The organism is Amycolatopsis sp. TNS106, from assembly GCF_019330265.1.
In the GTDB taxonomy this organism is placed as follows: domain Bacteria; phylum Actinomycetota; class Actinomycetes; order Mycobacteriales; family Pseudonocardiaceae; genus Amycolatopsis; species Amycolatopsis lurida.
This window is the reverse complement of record NZ_CP024972.1, coordinates 3,206,209-3,221,584: the sequence shown is the minus strand read 5'-3', so window position 1 is coordinate 3,221,584 and position 15,376 is coordinate 3,206,209. Positions and strand designations below refer to the sequence as shown.

General features: G+C 69.4%; 17 protein-coding genes. 9 read left to right on the top strand and 8 right to left on the bottom strand.

The features are described from left to right. Positions 1-253: 253 nt before the first annotated feature. A complete protein-coding gene (locus tag CVV72_RS14515) occupies positions 254-1,528 on the top strand; it encodes a cytochrome P450 (protein ID WP_219152933.1) in 1,275 nt (424 codons plus the stop codon). A gap of 3 nt (positions 1,529-1,531) precedes the next feature. Here CVV72_RS14515 and CVV72_RS14510 read toward each other — a convergent pair whose 3' ends face one another. Continuing rightward, positions 1,532-2,158, bottom strand: a complete 627-nt coding sequence (locus CVV72_RS14510; RefSeq protein WP_219152932.1) for an alpha-ketoglutarate-dependent dioxygenase AlkB — start codon at positions 2,156-2,158, stop codon at positions 1,532-1,534. Between the two features lie 65 nt (positions 2,159-2,223). On the opposite strand from CVV72_RS14510, the gene CVV72_RS14505 reads away from it, so the two are divergent. Then, positions 2,224-3,003: an alpha/beta fold hydrolase gene (locus CVV72_RS14505; RefSeq protein ID WP_219152931.1), complete on the top strand. Its 780-nt coding sequence runs from the start codon at positions 2,224-2,226 to the stop codon at positions 3,001-3,003. Here the strand turns inward: CVV72_RS14505 and CVV72_RS14500 are convergent. Then, positions 2,975-3,658 (bottom strand): hypothetical protein, encoded by a 684-nt coding sequence (locus CVV72_RS14500; RefSeq protein ID WP_255632695.1) that lies wholly within the window; start codon positions 3,656-3,658, stop codon positions 2,975-2,977. The two genes, CVV72_RS14505 and CVV72_RS14500, sit on opposite strands and share 29 nt — an antisense overlap. A gap of 30 nt (positions 3,659-3,688) precedes the next feature. Here CVV72_RS14500 and CVV72_RS14495 point away from each other — a divergent pair, with 30 nt between their 5' ends. Further along, positions 3,689-4,294: a hypothetical protein gene (locus tag CVV72_RS14495; protein WP_219152930.1), complete on the top strand. Its 606-nt coding sequence runs from the start codon at positions 3,689-3,691 to the stop codon at positions 4,292-4,294. 54 nt (positions 4,295-4,348) lie between these two features. Here the strand turns inward: CVV72_RS14495 and CVV72_RS14490 are convergent, their stop codons facing one another. Next, positions 4,349-5,290 carry a pseudouridine synthase gene (locus tag CVV72_RS14490; RefSeq protein ID WP_219152929.1) on the bottom strand — a complete coding sequence of 314 codons (942 nt, stop codon included), beginning with the start codon at positions 5,288-5,290 and terminating at the stop codon, positions 4,349-4,351. Positions 5,291-5,472: 182 nt separating this feature from the next. Continuing rightward, positions 5,473-5,865: a DUF5313 domain-containing protein gene (locus CVV72_RS14485; protein WP_219152928.1), complete on the bottom strand. Its 393-nt coding sequence runs from the start codon at positions 5,863-5,865 to the stop codon at positions 5,473-5,475. A gap of 104 nt (positions 5,866-5,969) precedes the next feature. Between CVV72_RS14485 and CVV72_RS14480 the strand changes: the two genes are divergently transcribed. Next, entirely contained in the window at positions 5,970-6,413 is a 444-nt protein-coding gene (locus CVV72_RS14480) for a MarR family winged helix-turn-helix transcriptional regulator (protein WP_219153959.1), read from the top strand. Positions 6,414-6,513: 100 nt separating this feature from the next. Next, positions 6,514-6,945 carry a DUF6292 family protein gene (locus CVV72_RS14475; protein ID WP_219152927.1) on the top strand — a complete coding sequence of 144 codons (432 nt, stop codon included), beginning with the start codon at positions 6,514-6,516 and terminating at the stop codon, positions 6,943-6,945. Between the two features lie 50 nt (positions 6,946-6,995). Here the strand turns inward: CVV72_RS14475 and CVV72_RS14470 are convergent, their stop codons facing one another. Further along, the gene (locus CVV72_RS14470; RefSeq protein WP_219152926.1) at positions 6,996-7,742 is read right to left on the bottom strand and encodes a thioesterase II family protein; all 747 of its coding nucleotides are present in this window, start codon (positions 7,740-7,742) and stop codon (positions 6,996-6,998) included. A gap of 120 nt (positions 7,743-7,862) precedes the next feature. Between CVV72_RS14470 and CVV72_RS14465 the strand changes: the two genes are divergently transcribed. Next, on the top strand, positions 7,863-8,753 hold the full coding sequence (locus CVV72_RS14465) for a TIGR03854 family LLM class F420-dependent oxidoreductase (RefSeq protein ID WP_219152925.1): 891 nt from the start codon (positions 7,863-7,865) through the stop codon (positions 8,751-8,753). Between the two features lie 4 nt (positions 8,754-8,757). Here the strand turns inward: CVV72_RS14465 and CVV72_RS14460 are convergent, their stop codons facing one another. Beyond that, positions 8,758-10,278: an MDR family MFS transporter gene (locus tag CVV72_RS14460; RefSeq protein ID WP_219152924.1), complete on the bottom strand. Its 1,521-nt coding sequence runs from the start codon at positions 10,276-10,278 to the stop codon at positions 8,758-8,760. Between the two features lie 120 nt (positions 10,279-10,398). On the opposite strand from CVV72_RS14460, the gene CVV72_RS14455 reads away from it, so the two are divergent. The 3 genes from CVV72_RS14455 to ligD are packed head-to-tail and all read left to right on the top strand — an operon-like array spanning position 10,399 to position 13,665. Next, entirely contained in the window at positions 10,399-11,541 is a 1,143-nt protein-coding gene (locus CVV72_RS14455) for a DUF1015 family protein (protein WP_219152923.1), read from the top strand. A gap of 40 nt (positions 11,542-11,581) precedes the next feature. Further along, entirely contained in the window at positions 11,582-12,661 is a 1,080-nt protein-coding gene (locus tag CVV72_RS14450; RefSeq protein ID WP_219152922.1) for an ATP-dependent DNA ligase, read from the top strand. Then, positions 12,658-13,665, top strand: coding sequence for a non-homologous end-joining DNA ligase (ligD, locus tag CVV72_RS14445; RefSeq protein ID WP_219152921.1), 1,008 nt, complete (start codon positions 12,658-12,660; stop codon positions 13,663-13,665). Before CVV72_RS14450 ends, ligD begins: the two co-directional genes overlap by 4 nt. Before the next feature lie 15 nt (positions 13,666-13,680). Here the strand turns inward: ligD and CVV72_RS14440 are convergent, their stop codons facing one another. Next, positions 13,681-13,947 carry a hypothetical protein gene (locus CVV72_RS14440; protein ID WP_219152920.1) on the bottom strand — a complete coding sequence of 89 codons (267 nt, stop codon included), beginning with the start codon at positions 13,945-13,947 and terminating at the stop codon, positions 13,681-13,683. Between the two features lie 267 nt (positions 13,948-14,214). Then, positions 14,215-15,231, bottom strand: coding sequence for a GTP-binding protein (locus CVV72_RS14435; RefSeq protein WP_219152919.1), 1,017 nt, complete (start codon positions 15,229-15,231; stop codon positions 14,215-14,217). Between the last annotated feature and the right edge of the window lie 145 nt (positions 15,232-15,376).

The window sequence follows — 15,376 nt, the reverse complement described above, 5'->3', positions numbered from 1 at the left end:
CGAATCCTCCCAGCAAGGTCCGACAATCTCACGACGCGCGTCCGATGTCAGGCGTTACCCGCGGTTCGTCGTGACCGACGGTGACCGACGTCTCCCGGTCGCCGGGAACCTCTCGCCAGGGAAAAGCGACTTTCTGGACGTGACTAATCGAGTGGGACGGCGGGTGAACAGCCGTCGAAATTCCTGCCCTGCCGGCCGAAGGCGGCCTGTTGTGCCAGGTCAGGTAGTCAGCGGCTGGAGTAGGGTGCGGGGTATGGGGAGCATTCGCTCGCGTGTGTTGGCATGGATCGGCCGCCGCTACCTCGCGCGTCAGCAGAAGAACGGTTTCGACCTGTCCAAGATGTCGATCATCCCGGACAACGCGCTGCTGCCGCTCAAGCGCGACGGTCTCGACCCGGTGGCCGAGCTGGGCCGGATCCGCGCGACGGAGCCGATCAGCAAGCTCGACCTGCCGTTCGGGATGAACGGCTGGCTGGTCACCGGCTACGACGAGGCCAAGGCCGTACTCGGCAAGGTGAGCGAGTTCAGCAACGACTTCACGAACCTGGTCGGCAACGCGGGCGTGACCGAGGACCAGAACCCCGGCGGGCTCGGGTTCGCCGATCCGCCGGTGCACACCCGGCTGAGGCGCCTGCTCACGCCGGAGTTCACCATGCGACGGCTGTCGCGCCTGGCGCCGCGGATCGACGAGATCGTCGCCGACCAGCTCGACGCGATGGCGAAGGCCGACGGTCCCGTCGACCTTTGGGAGGCCTTCGCGCTGCCGATCCCCTCGCTGACGATCTGCGAGCTGCTGGGCGTCCCCTACGAGGACCGCGACGACTTCCAGCGGCTGAGCACCGCCCGGTTCGACCTCTTCGGCGGCGCGGGCGCGTCACTCGGAGCGATGACCGAGTCACTGTCCTATCTGGACGAGATCGTCAAGAAGCAGCGCGAGAACCCGGGCGACGGACTGCTCGGCATGCTCATCAAGGAGCGCGGCGACGAGATCGACGACCGCGAACTCGCCGGCCTCGCCGACGGCGTGCTCACCGGCGGGCTGGAGACCACGGCGAGCATGCTCGCGCTCGGCGCGCTCGTGCTGCTCAAGGACCGCTCACTGTTCGAGACCGTCCGCGGCGACGACGGCGCCGTCCACAAGTTCGTCGAGGAACTGCTGCGGTACCTGACCGTCGTGCAGATGGCCTTCCCGCGCTTCGCCAAGGAGGACATGGAGATCGCGGGCGTCCGGATCGCCAAGGGCGACATCGTGCTGGTCTCGCTCAACGTCGCGAACCGTGACGGCGAACTCGGTGAGGACATGGAGAAGTTCGACGCGACCCGCGAGCCGACGTCGCATCTCGCCTTCGGCTGGGGCATCCACCGGTGCATCGGTGCCGAACTGGCCAGGATGGAGCTGCGCACCGCGTATCCCGCGCTGATTCGCCGGTTCCCCGAGATGCGGCTGGCGATCGAACCGGACGCGGTGAGCTTCCGGAAGGTCTCGATCGTCTACGGCGTCGACGCGTTGCCCGTGCTGCTGGACTGATCGTCAGGCGACTCCTCTCGGGCGGAACTGGATGCTGATCCTCGGCCCGACCGGTTTGGCGGTCTTGGGGACGGCGTGTTCCCAGGTCCGCTGGCAGCTGCCGCCCATCACGATCAGATCGCCGTGGCCGAGGGCGTGCCGGACGGTCTCGCCGCCGCCCCGCGGCCGCAGGGCCAGCTGGCGGGCGGCGCCGACCGAGACGATCGCCACCATGGTGTCCTCGGTGCGGGACCGTCCGGTGTCGTCGCCGTGCCAGGCGACGCTGTCGCGGCCGTCCCGGTAGAAGCACAGGCCGGAGGTCACGAACGGCTCGCCGAGCTCTTCCGCGTAGTGCGCCGAGAGCGTCTCCCTCGCCTCCGTGAGGATCGGGTGGGGGAGCGGCATGCCCTCGCGGTAATAGCTCAACAGCCGGGGGACGGCGACGACGCGGTCGTACATCTGCCGCCTTTCGGCGTGCCATGGCACGTCTTCGGCGAGCCGGGTGAACAGCTCGTCCGCGCCGGAGAGCCAGCCGGGAAGCACGTCTATCCAGGCACCACGGGTCAGCTCGGTGCGCCGGAGCCCGTCGAGCGAGCCCAGCCCGAGCGCGGCGCACTCGTCGAACAGCGAGGCTTGAAGCGCGGGGGTCATGGCAACCGAACCTACCCCGGTTCCGCTCAGTTGTCGAACGGGTGTTCGAGTGGCACGATGGGGACATGATCAACACAGCGAAGTCCGCGGACGGGACGCCGATCGCGTTCGAACGCCGTGGCGCGGGGCCGGTCGTGGTCGTCGTCGCGGGTGCGGGCAACGACCGGCACGGTGACGAACCGCTGGTCGCGGAGCTGGCGGCCGAGTTCTCCGTGGTGACCTACGACCGGCGGGGCCGGGGCGACAGCGGGGACACCGCGCCGTACGCGGTCGAGCGCGAGATCGAGGACCTCGCCGCGGTCGTCACCGCGCTCGGTGAGCCGGTGATCGTGCACGGCATCTCCTCCGGCGGCGCGCTCGCCCTCCTCGCCGCCGCGGCGGGCGTGCCGATGGCGCGGCTGTCGGTCTTCGAGCCGCCTTATCGCGGCGAAACGGAAGAAGTTCCCGAGGGGTACGCCGACGAGATGCGCGAGCTGGTCGCGGTGGACCGGTGGGACGACGCCGTCGCCCTGTTCATGATGTCCGCGGTCGGTGCCCCGGAAGAAGCCGTGGCCGAAGCGAAGGCGTCGCCGATGTGGGCCGAACTGCGGTCGTTCGCGCCCACACTCGTTTACGACGCCTTCGTGATGAAGGACTCGAAGGTGCCTGATGAGCTGGCATCGATCGCGGCGCCCGTCCTGGTGGTGAACAGCAACGGCAGTACGGACTGGCTGAAGGCCGCCGCTCTCGTCGCCGCGAAGGTGGTCCCGGGGGCGCGGCAGGTCGGGCTGGACGGCGAGTTCCACAGTGTCCCGCCGGAACGGCTCGCGCCGGAACTCAGCGCGTTTTACCGGGATCCTCGGTAAAACGCAGGTAGGCCGCGCCGCGCGGGGAGATCCGGTAGCCGACTTCGAGGCTGAGCGTGAGGCCGAGGTTCTTGAGCTTGCGGATGTCGACCTTCACCGGATCCTTGTCGCGGCGGAGGAGGTCGGCGAGCTCCTGGGCGCGGCGTCCGGGATTTTCGGCGATGAGGCGCAAGGTCTCGTGCGTCCACGGGCGTCGCCTGTCCATCTTGGACAATCGGTGGCAGATCTCCTCGAAGTCCTTTTCGGACAGTTCGGCGTCCGCGCTGAGCGCGCGCCGGGGATCGGGGCCGAGGTGTCGCAGGCCGATGCGGTACACCGGGGCGTCCGCGGGGCCGCGCAGGATGCCCCGCACCGCGTCGGCCGATTCCGCGCCGGACCGGCGGGCGTCCGCGTCGGTGATGGTGGCGGGGTCGACGCTCTCGACCGAGACGACTTCGATCACCCCCGCCTCAAGACGCATCACGTCGCCCGGCCGGACGTTCGGTTTCGACCAGCGCCGGAAGGCCAGGTCGATCGTCCCGGCCGCCAGTCCTTCGAGGACCGTCGAGGAGAGGATCACCGTCGTTACCCAATCAGCGGGACGCCGGGGCGTCAACGTCTTGTCCGCCGACGGTTCGTGCTCGTACAGTCGCAGCCTGGTCCTGGTCTGGACCATCACCGCCGCCCTGAGTGTGCAGGAGGCAGGATGCGGAGAAGACTTCGGACCGCCGGGGTGGTCGTGGCGGCCGGGCTCGGCCTGATCGCGTCGGCGATGCCGGCGAAAGCGCAGGTCGGCACCGGGCCGTGGACGGCGGAGAACCCCTCGTTCAACGTCCAGGAACGCGGCTGCGGCACCGTCGACGGGCTGAACTTCGAGCTGACCTGTTCCACCGGAAGCGGGGATCAGCGCGCGGAACGGCGCTACGTGACCTACACCGGCGGGACCCGGCAGTTCGAGGGATCGTTCCGGATCACCAGCATGGCGGGCACCCGGATCAGCCTGAAGCAGACCTTCCGCGACGCGCCGACCGCCGGGCCGTACTTCATGCTCGCGGTCGAACGCGGCGGGCGGCTCTACGCCGTCCACGGCGGGGACACCCTGGGGAGCGGGGCGACCGTCGGCACGTCCGTGCGAGTCAACACCGTGCACCAGGTCGGGAGTACCCACAAGGTGTACCTCAACGGTTCGCTGAAGCAGACCGTGAGCAGCAGCGGCGGGAGCTACTACGACAAGTTAGGCGCCTATCGGACGGCGAGCGGCGCCGGGCCGGTCAAGGTGACCTGGAGCGGGATCAGGTTCTGGCGCAAGTGAGCCCCGAGTCCGTGAAGGCCTCCTTCACTACCTTCAGGGTAGGCAAAGAGGCCTTCACGGCAAGGGCCCGCGGCGCCACGCGTCGAGGTCCGTCCACGCCTGGAGCGTCTGCCTGCTCTCGAACCGGCGGTGTTCCCCGGTGACCGGATCGGTGAACTCGAGGACTTTCGCCAGCAACTGCAAGGGTTCGGTGAAGTCGTCGAGCGGGGTCTCGGTCAGTTCCGGGTAGAAGTCGTCGCCGAGGATCGGCAACCCGAGACCGCTCATGTGCAACCTGAGCTGATGGGTGCGGCCGGTCGCGGGGATCAGGCGGTAGCGGCCGAGGCCGTCGCGGTGCTCGATGAGCTCGACGCGGGTTTCGGCGTTGGGCGGCCCGTCGACCTCCTGCGCGGCGATGACCCCGCGTTCCTTGACGATGCGGCTGCTGATCTCACGGGGCAGCACGACCTCCGGGTCGTACCGGGCGATCGCCTCGTATTCCTTGTGCACCAGGCGATCCCGGAACATCGTCTGGTACTTGCCGCGGACTTCGGGGGTGATCACGAACAGGATGAGCCCGGCGGTGACCCGGTCGAGCCGGTGCGCGGGACTGAGCCGCGGAAGGTCGAACTCGCGGCGCAGACGGACCAGCGCGGTCTGCAGGATGTGCCGCCCGCGCGGGATCGTCGCGAGGAAATGCGGTTTGTCGGCGATCAGGAAATGCTCGTCGCGGTGCACGACGGAGACCTCGAACGGCACGTCGACCTCGTCGGGCAGGTCGCGATGGAACCAGATGAACGAATCCGGCACGAACGGGGAATCGACGCCGAGCGGCCCGTCGAGCCCGACGATGCGCTCCTCCCGGAGCATCTCCTCGATCCGCTCGGGCGCGACCCGGGGGAGCCGCTCGACGAGGTGCTCCCGCAACGTCGTCCACGGCCCCTCGGCGGGCATCTTGAGCCTCGCGGGATCGAGCCCGTGACGGGGCGGGAGCGGCGGGCGGAGCTTGCGTCTCATCACCGCGCACTCTAGCCGCGACGGCTCATCCGTCCTGGTCGCGGGCGGCTTTCTGTGGGGCGCCGTGCCCGGGGCGTTGCGCGCGTCTGTGTCGCGAAAGCCACTTTCGGGACATCAGACGTCCCGAAAGTGGCTTTCGCGACACCGGGCCGGCCGCGGAGACGGGCACGCTGACGAAAGGATCAGGGCCGGTTCCGGTACCGCGCGAGATACCGCTCGGTCACCTCGGCTTCCGCGACCGCGACGGCCTCCGCGCGCGTCCGGCGTCCGGTGCCCGGCGGGAAGCCGTTCTTGGCGAGCCGGTGCTCGATGCTCTCCTCCATGTAGGCCATCGAGTAGAAGTACGCGACGAGGGCGGCCATCAGCACGATCGCCAGCCGCAGGGTGAGCGGGCCGGGCAGGAGCAGCCACACGGCGCAGAGCGGGGCGATCATCACCGTGCTGCGGGCGACGTGCCGCCAGCGCCAGCTTCCCGTGGTCGCGTCGTGGAGGATCCACGCGTGGTAGCGCTCGGGCAGCCTGCCGCCGAGTGAGTACCACAGCCAGCGGAACACGTCCGGGCGCTTGCGGGGCATCGGGCGACTCCTTCCGTCGATGCTCTCACAGTACACTAATGATTAGTATGCTAAACATTAGCGTGACGGCTAGGATCGGCGGCATGAACTCGGAGGGGCCGGAGATGAAGTCGATCGATCTGGGCGAGGATCCGCTCGCGCTGGAGCGTCAGGTGTGTTTCGCGCTGTCGGTCGCGTCGCGCAGCGTCATCGCCATCTATCGTCCGCTGCTGGAACCCCATGGGCTCACCCATCCGCAGTACCTGGTCATGCTGGCGCTGTGGGAGCGGGGCCCACAGGCCGTCAAGGAGCTGAGTGTCGCTCTGCGTGCCGAGCCGGCGACGTTGTCACCGCTGCTCAAGCGCCTGGAGACGATCGGATACGTCACGCGCAGGCGCAGTTCCGAGGATGAGCGCCTACTGACGGTCGAGCTGACGGAATCCGGTCGCGCGTTGCGCGCGGAGGCGGAAAAGATCCCGTACCGCGTCGTGGAAAAGCTCGGGATGGAGGTCTCCGAGCTGGAGGCGCTCCACAAGGCACTGACCCGCGTCATCGAAGCCACGGCTTGAGCGAACCGAAACCGGGGTGTGACGAAATGAGGGTGTGAAGCCGCTCCGGGGTGGGTAATTCCCGTCACGCCAACTCAAAGTGACAGGAAGATGAGGGACCGTGACCACCTCGACCCCCGCGCCCACGGAAGCAGGTCTGGAGCTCAAGACCAGGCTGAACGCCTACCTGGAGGACGTGGCCGCGGCACTGGGGATACGGCAGGACGCGTGCACGGTCGACCTCGCCGGTCCGGTCACCGCCCGGATGCGGCTGAACTGGCGTCTTCCCGGCTTCCCCGAGCGCGACGTGGACCTGATGTGGCACGAGGAGCACGGCTGGTCGGCCGCCGTGGCGACGCATTCGGGCGACGATCACCACGTGGTCGTCGCCTACCTCGGCGGCCGGACGGTGGCGTCGCAGCCGAGGCTGGTCGCCAGGTTCGCTGAAACCCTCCGCACCGGCGACCATCAGGATTGCTGGCCCGGCGCGCCGACGTTGCGCACCGCCGGCGGGCCGTCCGCGCTCGCCAAGGAACTTGCCGCCTGGGCCTGATCACCCAGGCGGGGCGACCGGACCGAGGTCGTGGGCGAGCAGGGAAGGTCTCAGGGACTGACGGTCAGCTTGCCGAGAATGCGCGCGACGACGGCGTCGAGGTTGTCTTCGAGGAAGAAGTGACCGCCCTCGAACACCTCCATTTCGAACGAGCCCGTGGTGTGCTCGCGCCAGTTTTCGACGTCCGGCAGATGCAGGACCGGGTCCGCGTTCCCGGCGAGCGCCACGACCGGGCAGCTAACGTCGGGGCCGGGCCGGTAGCGATAGGTCTCGACGGCCTTGTAGTCGCCGCGCAGCGCGGGCAACGCGAGCGCGCGGATGTCCGGGTCGGCGAAGATCGTGGGGTCCGTGCCGCCAAGGCGGCTGACTTCGCCGAGAAAGGTGTCGTCGTCGGCGAGGTGGTGCGACTTCTCCTTCTGGATATCCGGGCCACGGCGGGCCGAGACGAACAGCGCCGCCGGGAAGATCCCGCGTGCTTCGAGCCGCCGGGCGACCTCGAAGCCGACGATCGCACCCATGCTGTGCCCGAAAAGGGCGAACGGTTGCGGGAGCGCGGCGGCGACGTCCACCAGATGCTCGGCCAGGACGTGGACGTCGTCGATGACCGGTTCACCCATCCGGTCCTGCCGTCCCGGGTACTGGGCGGTGTGCACCTCGATCGTGGGCGAGAGGGCCGCCGAAAACGCGCGGTACGCGCTCGCCGATCCGCCCGCGTGCGGGAAGGCGAGGAGCCGCATCCCGGCCGACGGCGCCCGGTGGAAGCAGCGCGTCCAGCTGCTCGAAGCCTGTCCTGCCATCGAAAATCCCCCAATCCGCGCGGGAACGGCCCGCACGACAGTGGAATCTACGGGGGATCCGTGGAATGAGTCCATGCTTGTGCGGGGTTGTTCACGGTGGGACACGGGAAGGGAGCAAGTGTGGCGGAGGACCTGAAGATCAGGATCGGTGCCGGGCTGGGGACCGGAACGGCACCGGAGGAGTTCGGCGCCGCGGTCGACCTGCTGGAGCGGGCGGGCGTCGACTCGCTCTGGCTGCCTGAAGCGGTGTATTCGCCGAGGATCGACCCGGTCGTCGGGCTGACGCACGCGCTCGCCCGCACCACGAAACTGAAGGTCGGCACCGGGGTGATGGTGCTGCCCGGCCGTGACCCGGTCCTGGTCGCCAAACAACTCGCCTCTCTCGCCGCGCTCGCGCCGAAACGAGTCCTGCCGGTCTTCGGGCTGAAGCCCGCGCGCGACGCGGAACTGCCGTTGTTCCCGGTGCCGCAGGGCCGCCGCGCCGCGGTGTTCGACGAGTCGTTACGGCTGATCAGGGCCTTGCTGGAGCAGGAAGAGGTGACTTTCCACGGCGAGTTCTTCCGCGTCGAGGGCGCCGGTCTCGGCATGCGACCGGTCAAGCGGCTCGACCTCTGGCTCGGCGGGAAGGCGCCGGGCGCGCTGCGGCGGGTCGGCAGGCTCGCGGACGGCTGGCTGGCCAGTTTCCTCACGCCAGAGGAGGCGCGGGCCGGCCGAGAGGCGATCCAGGAGGCCGCGGCCGAGGCCGGCCGGGAAATCGAGGCGGACCATTTCGGGATCAGCCTCATCGTCGCGGAGGACGGGATCCCGGACGCGCTCGCGGCTTCGATCGCGGCCAGATCCGACGCGGACCCGTCCCGGCTGATCGCGGGCAGCTGGAGCGCCGCCCGCGACCTGATCGCCGAGTACGTCGACGCCGGGCTGAGCAAATTCGTGCTGTACCCGGCCGGGCCGGAGCCGATCGAGCGGTTCGTCGAGAACTTCGTCGAGCACGCCGTGCCGCTGCAGAACTGAGGCGCTAGTCGAACTTCAGCTCTTCGGTCCGCCGCGGCATCAGCAGCAGCGCGCCGACGCTGAGCACGGCGACCACCAGCATCGCCAGGAAGACGTGGTGCGTGGCGTCCGCGAGGGCGCCGCGCACGAACGTCGTCGTCGGGGTGTCCGGGCCGTGGCCCTCCAGGACGACACTGGTCGCGTCGACCCCGGACGGCAGGCCGGTGACTCCGGCGGGTGGAGTGGCGAAGCGGCTCGCCAGGGTGGCGTTCGCGATCGCGCCGAAGATCGCCACGCCCACGGCGCTGCCCAGCGAGCGACTGAACATGTTGGTCGCGGTGACGACGCCGCGCCGTTCCCAGCCGATCGTGGACTGCACGGCGATCAGCGTGGGGCTCGACGCCAGGCCCAGCCCCAGCCCGAGGACGAACGCCGCCGCGGCCGCCAGCCAGATCGACGACCCCGCCGTCAGGAACACGGTGAGCGCCGCGCCCGCGATGACGATCCCGCTGCCGATCAGCGCGGTGTCCCGGAATCCGATCCGCATGTAGACCCGGCCCGCCAGTGACGCCGAGATCGGCCAGCCGACGGTCAGCGCCGCCAGCGCGAATCCGGCGACGAGCGCGCCGGTGCCGAGCACGCCTTGGGAGAAGGTCGGCAGATACGAGGTGAGCCCCATCAGCAGCATGCCGACGACGACGGCGATCAGGTTCCCGCCGATCAGGGTCCGTTTGGTGAAGATCCACAGCGGCAGCACCGGCTCGTCGGCCTTGCGTTCCACGAGCACGAATGCCGCCAGCAGCACCACCGCGCCGCCGAAGATCGCCAGGCTCGGCGCGGACGCCCAGCCCCAGGCGACCCCGCCCTCCAGGAGGCCGAGGATCAGCAGCGAGCAGCCGAGGGTGAGCAGCGTGGCGCCGAGGTAGTCGATGCGGTGCGAGCGGCGTTCGACGCGTTCGCGGAAGTTCCGGAACAACATCCACGCCGCCAGCGCGCCGAGCGGCAGGTTGATGAAGAAGATCCAGCGCCAGTCGAGGTACTCGGCGAACACGCCGCCCAGCGTCGGCCCGACCACCGAGGAAATGGCCCACACGCTGGCGAGATAGCCCTGCACCCTGGCGCGTTCCTCGACCGTGTACATGTCGCCGACCATGGTCAGCGCGATCGGCTGGATGGCGCCCGCGCCGATGCCCTGCACCGCGCGGGCCGCGATCAGCACCGGCATGCTCCAGGCCGCGCCGCAGAGCACCGAGCCCACCAGGAATGCCGCGATCCCGAAGAACATCACCGGCCGCCTGCCGAGGACGTCGGCGAACTTGCCGTACAGCGGGACGGTGACCGCCTGGGTCAGCAGGTAGATCGAGAACAGCCACGGGAACTGCGAGAACCCGCCCAGATCGGCGACCACCGAGGGCACCGCCGTGGCGATGATGGTCGAGTCCAGCGCGATCAAGCCGGAACACAGCATCACGGCGATCAGGACGGGGCCGCGTTCGGACCGGAAGCCGACCCCTTCCTTCGCGGTGACCGGGGCCGGGGTCGTCATCTGTGGCGGTCTCCTCGGGCTCATGAACGACGTCAACTATTTCGCATGGGTAAGCATTCCATGGAGACACCCGGTCATGGGACCGATTTTTTCCGTGAGTCATCCCGCAAAATAAGTCGGATGAGCACCTGGATCCGCCCGATCGGCCGCGGCTGGGCCGTCCGCGACAGCGTCCCGGGGCCCGACGTCGACGAGTTCGCCGACCCGGGCCGGGTGGAGGCCGCGCTCGCCGGGGCGCACGGCGACAGCCTGCTGGCGGTCCAGCATCCGGCGAGGACCCCGGCCGCGCTGGCGGGCGGCCTCTCGATCGAGGCCGCGCTGCCGCAGGCCAGGGCGACTTTCGAGCGGATCCGGGAGCGGCACTATCGCCCGGTCGCCGACGTCGTCGCGCCATACCGCATCGACGGCCCGGACGGGATCGCGCTGGGCGTGCTGTGCCTGGTCGATCCGGCCGCGGTCCGGGAGGGTGGGGTGACCAGGGTTCGGCACACCGAGGACGTCTACCCGGACGTCGTCGCGGAGCGGGCCGCGATGCTCGCCGGGCTCGGTGTCGCGACGAGTGCCGCGATGCTGGTCCCCGCGACCGGCGGCCGGGAGCTGACCGCGCTGATCGAGCGGTGCTGCCGGGGACACGTGCCGAGCCTGTCCACAGTGGACGGATCGGGGCGAAAGCACGAACTGTGGCTCGCCGGTCCCGGGCAGGCCCAGGACGCACTGCTGGCGGCGCTGGACGAGCTGGATCTCCTGGTCGCGGATGGCAATCACCGGGTCGCGGCCGCCGCGGCTTCGGGGCGCGGGGCGTTGCTCGCGCTGGTCACCGGCGGGCCCGGGCTGCGGATCGGGCCCATCCACCGGGTGCTCGCCGGGACCGGTCTCGACCCGGCCACTCTGGTCCGGCGATGGACGGAGGCGGGGTTCGACGTCCACCCCGGCCCGCCGGGGCCGCCCGCCGAGCCGGGCGAGGTGACCGTGCTGACGGGCGAGTCGGCGTTCCGGGTGACGCTCGGCAAGGCGGGCGGTGACCACGCCGTGGTGGAGCAGGAGCTGATCCGCGGCGTGCTCGGCGTCGATCCGGAAGGTCCGAACGTGCGCCCTCTGCTGCCGGGAGCGCCGGTGCCCGAAGACGCCGACGCGGTATTCCTGCTGGCCCCGGTCCCGTACGCGGAGGTGCTCGCCGTGCACGCGGCCGGATCGCGGATGCCGAGGAAGGCCACCTATTTCACGCCCAAACCGCGGAGCGGGCTCCTCCTGGCCGAACTGTGATGCCGCGCTTTTGTCGGTGACGCGGCCTAGGATCGGCCTCGTGGAACTGCCCGTGATGCCACCCGTCAAGCCGATGCTGGCCAAGGCCGTGCACGAACTGCCTCGCACGCCGGGGCTGCTGTACGAGCCGAAGTGGGACGGCTTCCGTTGCGTGGTGTTCCGCGACGGCGACGAGGTCGTGCTGGGCTCGCGCAACGACAGGCCGCTGACGAGGTACTTTCCCGAGCTGGTCGATCTGCTCAAGGACGCGCTGCCCGAGCGCTGCGTCGTCGACGGCGAGATCGTGCTGGTCACCGAGGGCGGTCTCGACTTCGAGACGCTGCAACTGCGCCTGCACCCGGCGGCGTCCCGGGTGAACAAACTGGCCGAGGAGACGCCCGCCAGTTTCGTGGTGTTCGACCTGCTCGCGCTGGACGACCGGGATCTGACGCCCGAACCGTTCGGGGAGCGGCGGAAGCTGCTCGAAAGCGTCGTCGACACGAAGTTCGCCCGGGTCCACCTGACCCCGCTGTCCGAGGATCCCGACGTCGCCCAGGACTGGTTCACCCGGTTCGAGGGCGCCGGCTTCGACGGCGTGATGGCCAAGCCCGCCGACGCGCCGTACGAACAGGACAAGCGGGTGATGTGGAAGGTCAAGCACCAGCGGACGGCGGACTGCGTCGTCGCCGGGTTCCGGTGGCACAAGGACGGTGTCGGCGTCGGTTCGCTGCTGCTCGGGCTCTACAACGACGAAGGCGTCCTGCACAGTGTGGGCGTGGCCAGCAGTTTCACCGCCGCCAGGCGTGGTGAGCTGGTCGACGAGCTCGCGCCGCTGCGGGAGAACGCGCTGGAGAACCATCCGTGGCGTGAGTGGGCCGAGACCCACGAGGAGGCGGGCGGCCGTATGCCGGGGGCGGGCAGTCGATGGGCGCCGCAGAAGGACCTGAGCTGGGAGCCGCTCCGCATCGAATGGGTCGCCGAAGTCCGCTACGAACACGTCGAGGGCACGAGGTTCCGCCACGGCGGGAGGCTCGTGCGCTTCCGTCCCGACCGCGAACCCGCCTCGTGCACGTACGCGCAGCTCGAAGAGGTCCCGCCCGCCGAGCTGGCCACCTTGTTCACCGAGCTGGGGGAAACATGAAGGCAGAGCCGGTCACGCTCGACCTCGACGGCGTCGAGTTCACGGTGTCCAATCCGGGCAAGATCTACTTCCCGGAGCGCGGCGAGACCAAACTGGACCTCGTCGAGTACTACCGCGCGGTCTCGGTCCCGCTGCTGGCACAGCTCGGCGGCAGACCCCTGCTGCTGGAACGCTATCCCGACGGCGCGGGCGGGAAGTCGTGGTTCCAGAAGAGGGTCCCGAAGAACGCGCCCGGCTGGCTGACCACGACGGTGGTGTCCACCCCGAACGGGACCACGTCGGACGCGCTCGTGGCGAAGGACCTCGCGCACATCATCTGGGCGGTGAACCAGGGCTGCCTCGGTTTCCACGTCTGGCCGAACCGGGCCGAATCGCTGGATATCAGCGACCAGCTCCGCATCGACCTCGACCCGTCTCCCGGGATCGGGTTCCCCGAACTGCGGCACGGCGCCGTCCTGGCGAAGGCGTTGCTCGAGGAATTGGGCATCACCGCGCAGCTGAAGACCTCGGGCTCACGCGGCCTGCATCTCTACGTGCCGCTGGAACCGAAGTGGGACGGCTACGAGGTCCGCGCGGCCGCCGTCGCGCTCGCCCGCGAACTCGAACGCCGCCACCCGGCGGAGATGACGGCGCAGTGGTGGAAGGAAGAACGCGGCTCCCGAGTGTTCGTCGACTTCAACCAGAACGCGCCGCACCGGACGGTGTTCGGCGCGTGGTGTGTACGGCCGCGGGTCGGCGGGCAGGTGTCGACGCCGATCGGCTGGGACGAACTGGAGACCGTCGAGCCGGACAAGCTCACGCTGTCCACTGTGCCCGCTCTGCTCGCCGAACGCGGGGACCCTTGGGAGGGAACGAAACCGCAGTCGATCGAGCCGTTGCTCGAAATGTCCAGGAAGGACATGGAGGAGGGGCTGATGGACGCGCCGTGGCCGCCCGTCTACCCGAAGATGCCGAACGAGCCGCCCCGGGTCGCGCCGAGCAGGGCCAAGAAAGACGGCGTTTAGTCCTCTGAATGCGGGTCAGAGCGGTAAGTCGAAAGCGAGTTGTGTGTTCGCGGCGGTCGCGGTCTTGCGGGTGGACCGGTGGCCGGGGAGGGTCGCGGCGCAGCGGGGGCACGGGGCGACGTCGGTCGTGGTGAGATCCACCGGCGTCCACAGCCGGGATTCCTTGTCCCCGCAGGCGGAACGCCGGTAGCGGAGGTCTTCGGAGCGGGTCATCAGATGCGCGGCGGGAGAGTCCTCCGGCAGCGCGCCGACCAGATACCAGCGTCCGGCGGTGTTCGTCATGGAACTGTCCTCCCGATACAGGTGGTCCAGCTCGAGATTCCTTCCGCAGGCCAGTGTCGACGAGACTCGCCGCGATCCCCGGTATTTCGGCCTTTCGGCGTGTCAAGGCACGTCCAGTCCGGACACGCGTGCTCAGGGACGTAACTCGCGTGCTTGGGGACGTAACTCGCCCCGGTGCTGAGTTACGCCTCCAGACACGCGAGTTACGCCTTCGATCACGTGAGATGCGGCTCTGGACACGCGAGATCGGGCGCGGACTCGGGCGTGTCAGTCCTGAATGAACCGCAGCACGCGCAGCATGCCCCGGTCGTCGACGACGTCGGGATCGTCCGCGACGCATTCCTCGAGTCGCGCGGTGACGGCCTCGGTGTCGATCCCCGAACCGATCAATACCAGTTCGCTCCGGCGCGGCACGCCGGCGGGCCACGCCGACCGGTCCAGCTGGATGAAGGAGCCGACGGTGTGCAACCCGAACCGCGACCGCGGGCCGTTCGGGCCGAAGTCGAGGAAACCCTTGATCCGGTAGAGCCCGCCGGCGCGCTGTTCGAGGAAGTCCATCAGCCGTCGCGGGTCCAGCGGCCGTTCGGTCGTGAAGGCGACGCTGTCGTACGCGGTGTGGAAGTGGTGCTCGTGGTCGTGCTCCTCCTCGCGGAGGTCGTCGAACGACAGCTGGCCCACCCGTTCGCGCGGCCGGGCGTCGAAGAACAGGGCGGGGTCGATCCGGCCGTGGGAGGTCGCGATCACCGGCGTGCCGGGCGCGATCTCGTCGATCGTGCCGCGCAGTTTGGCCAGGGCGTCCTCGTCGGCCCGGTCGGTCTTGTTGAGCACGACCAGGTCGGCGAACCCAAGGTGCTCGTCCAGCTCCGGATGCCGCTTCCTGGTCGCCTCGAACTCGGCGGCGTCGACGAGCTCGACCAGGCCGCCGTAGGCGATGGCGGGGTTCTCGCTGGCGATCATCAGGCGGATGAGGTCACGCGGTTCGGCGAGCCCGCTGGCTTCGATCACGATGACGTCGATCCCGGCCTCGGCCTCGGAGAGCTTCGCGAGCATGGCGTCGAGGCCGCTCGCGTCGACGGCGCAGCACAGGCAGCCGTTGCCGAACGACATCATGGTGTCGACCTGGCCGGAGACGGCCATCGCGTCGACCGCGATACTGCCGAAGTCGTTGACCACGACCCCGATCCGCGCGCCCTGCCGGTTGGCCAGCAGGTGGTTGAGCAGGGTGGTCTTGCCGGAGCCGAGGAAGCCCGCGACCAGGATGACCGGAATCCGCCTGTCGACCACGATTTTCCTTTCCGTCGGAGCTCCCCGCACTCTAGCGACGGCGGGAGCCGGCCAATACACCGGCACGGGGAAAGAGCAGAAGGGCTCGCTGTCGAATACGCTCGAAAGAGTGATTAGAGGCGATCATAAAGTGATCTTGGCTGGA